Source organism: Microcoleus sp. BM001215392 (assembly GCF_036700185.1).
GTDB lineage: Bacteria > Cyanobacteriota > Cyanobacteriia > Cyanobacteriales > Microcoleaceae > Microcoleus.
This window is the reverse complement of the sequence record NZ_JAUBOJ010000617.1, coordinates 1-2514: the sequence shown is the minus strand read 5'-3', so window position 1 is coordinate 2514 and position 2514 is coordinate 1. Positions and strand designations below refer to the sequence as shown.

General features: G+C 45.6%; 2 protein-coding genes. One reads left to right on the top strand and one right to left on the bottom strand.

Features of this window, described 5'->3' with window-relative positions; translation table 11 throughout:
• Positions 1-27: 27 nt before the first annotated feature.
• Positions 28-216, bottom strand: a complete 189-nt coding sequence (locus QT974_RS33430) for a hypothetical protein (protein WP_333472661.1) — start codon at positions 214-216, stop codon at positions 28-30.
• Between the two features lie 882 nt (positions 217-1098).
• Between QT974_RS33430 and QT974_RS33425 the strand changes: the two genes are divergently transcribed.
• Positions 1099-2514 (top strand): tetratricopeptide repeat protein (locus QT974_RS33425; RefSeq protein WP_333472660.1); only part of this gene is annotated, 1416 nt, incomplete at its 3' end.

The following is a 2514-nucleotide window of genomic DNA, read 5'->3' as shown; positions in this document are numbered from 1 at the left end:
TTATTCTTCAGTCGGTTTCAACCGACTTTAGCTATGAGACAGGGGTTTTAACCCCGGTTGGACTCGCGGACAAACAAACGGCCCCTGGACAAATAATCGCACTACGACATAAACCAAAGAATCCGGGTTTTTGGCAATAATTCCTAATCGAAAATCGTCGCCCAAAACCGCCACCAAAATCTCCACGCTATCCCACAAGTCCGCCGTTCGTTTCAAACCCCCGTCTCATAGCGAAAGTCCTCTAAAAGAGGACTGAAAAGTAGATTAAATAAACCATCAAATATTTGTCACCATAATCGACTATTTGTCAGCATTCTTCAGTCAGTTTCAACTGACTTTCGCTATGAGACAGGGGTTTAAACCCCGGTTGGGCTCGCGGACAAACAAACGGCCTCCTGAACAAATAATTGCACTACGACATAAACCTTCAGAAACCGGGTTTTTCGTAGTTTTTACGCGGTGTATCGAGATTCTCGGAAAAAACCTGGTTTCTCGCCGCACGTCAAAATCAAAGAAACCGGGTTTTTCGCAATATCTTCGACTGTAACGAAAAATTCTCGAAAAAACCCGGTTTCTGGCCACCGCGCGAGATTCTCGACAACCAGTTTCTCGCCACCCTACAACAATCTTGCCATCCCCCGCCCCAAACAGATGAGTTTCACCGATAATTAATCTAGCGAACCATCCCAAATCCCAAATCGCCATGAACTCAGAACGCCAACAAGCCTATCTCAACCTGATAAATCAATAATTTACCACATTTGCTCGCGCCCAAAATCCTCTCGCTTACCCGCAGATCCGCCGGGGGTTAAAAACCCCCGTCTCATAGCAAAAGTCCTCTCAAAGAGGACTAAAGAACAAATTTTTGAACAAACATTGCTATATCTCCCCAGTCGGTTTTTAACCGACTTGCGCTATGAGACGGGGATTTAAATCCCCGGCGGATTTCGGGACAAACGAATCGCCCCGGTTGGACTTGCGGACAAACATATCGCCCGAAAGAACCGCCCCCAAACAGATGAGTTCAATCTATAATAAATATATTGCAATTTAATTGGGCCTTCTGCCTTCACGCTTCAACCTTCCCATAACTCCCCCATGAAATCAGATCGCCAACAAGCCTATCTCAACCTGATTAATCAACTGCTAAATAGTCCCAGCGGCGAAGAAGCGGAGGTATTGAAAACTCACCCGGAATTGCTGGATGATGGCTTGGTGGCGGCCATGCTGGAAGAGGCGGATAATCTCAGGGGATTTGGCGTATTAGATAATGCTCATCGGTTGATGAATTGTGCAGGGATATTGCTTGGTATGAATAACAACTCCTCAGTGGGAGTCACCGGACAAGCGGAAGCTGACAGATTATTAGAACAAGGAAATCAGCAGCATCGAATCAGTCAATTTCGAGAAGCTTTACAGTCTTGGGAAGATGCCTTAACTATCTATCGGGAAATTGGAAATTGCCAAGGAGAAGCCACTTCCCTCGGCAATTTGGGCGTTGCTTACAATTCCCTAGGGCAATACAAGCGGGCGATCGACTTTCACAAACAGCATTTAGAGATTTCACGGGAAATAGGAGATCGCCAAGGAGAAGCTAATTCCCTCGGCAATTTGGGCGTTGCTTACTATCACCTAGGGCAATACAAGCGGGCGATCGAGTTTTACGAACAGAATTTAAAGATTTCACGGGAAATGGGAGATCGCCAAGGAGAAGCTAATTCCCTCGGCAATTTGGGCAATACTTACAATTCCCTAGGGCAATACAAGCGGGCGATCGAGTTTCATGAACAGTCTTTAGTGATTTCACGGCAAATCCGAAATCGCCAAGAAGAAGCTACTTCTCTCAACAATTTGGGCATAGCTTATAATTCCCTAGGGGACTTCCAGCGGGCGATCGAGTTTCACGAACAGTCTTTAGTGATTTCACGGCAAATCCGAAATCGCCAAGGAGAAGCCATGTCCCTGGGCAATTTGGGCATAGCTTACAAATCCCTAGGGCAATACAAGCGGGCGATCGAGTTTTACGAACAGTCTTTAGTGATGAAACGGAAAATAGGCGATCGGCAAGGAGAAGCTATATCCCTCGGCAATTTGGGCATAGCCTGCCAAGTCCTAGGGGACTTAAATCGGGCGATCGACTTTCACCAACAGTCTTTAGTGATTTCACGGCAAATCGGAAATCGCGAAGGAGAAGCTGATTTACTCAATAATCTAGGTGCAATTTTTTTCATAAATAACCAACTTGCAGAAGCCGAAGCAGCACTCCGTGAATCAATCCAAATTTTGGAAAATATTCGCTCTGAATTAGTCAATAACAACCATAAAATATCAATTCTTGAAATCCAATCCACTACCTATCGCCTCCTGCAAAAAGTCTTGGTCGCCCAATCTAAATTCGATGCAGCCATAGAAATATCTGAAATGTCTCGCACCCGTGCCTTCGTCGAATTATTACAAAAAACCTTATTAACAACCCTCCCTCTTAAGCCCCCCCTTAGCAAGGGGGGGTTGGGG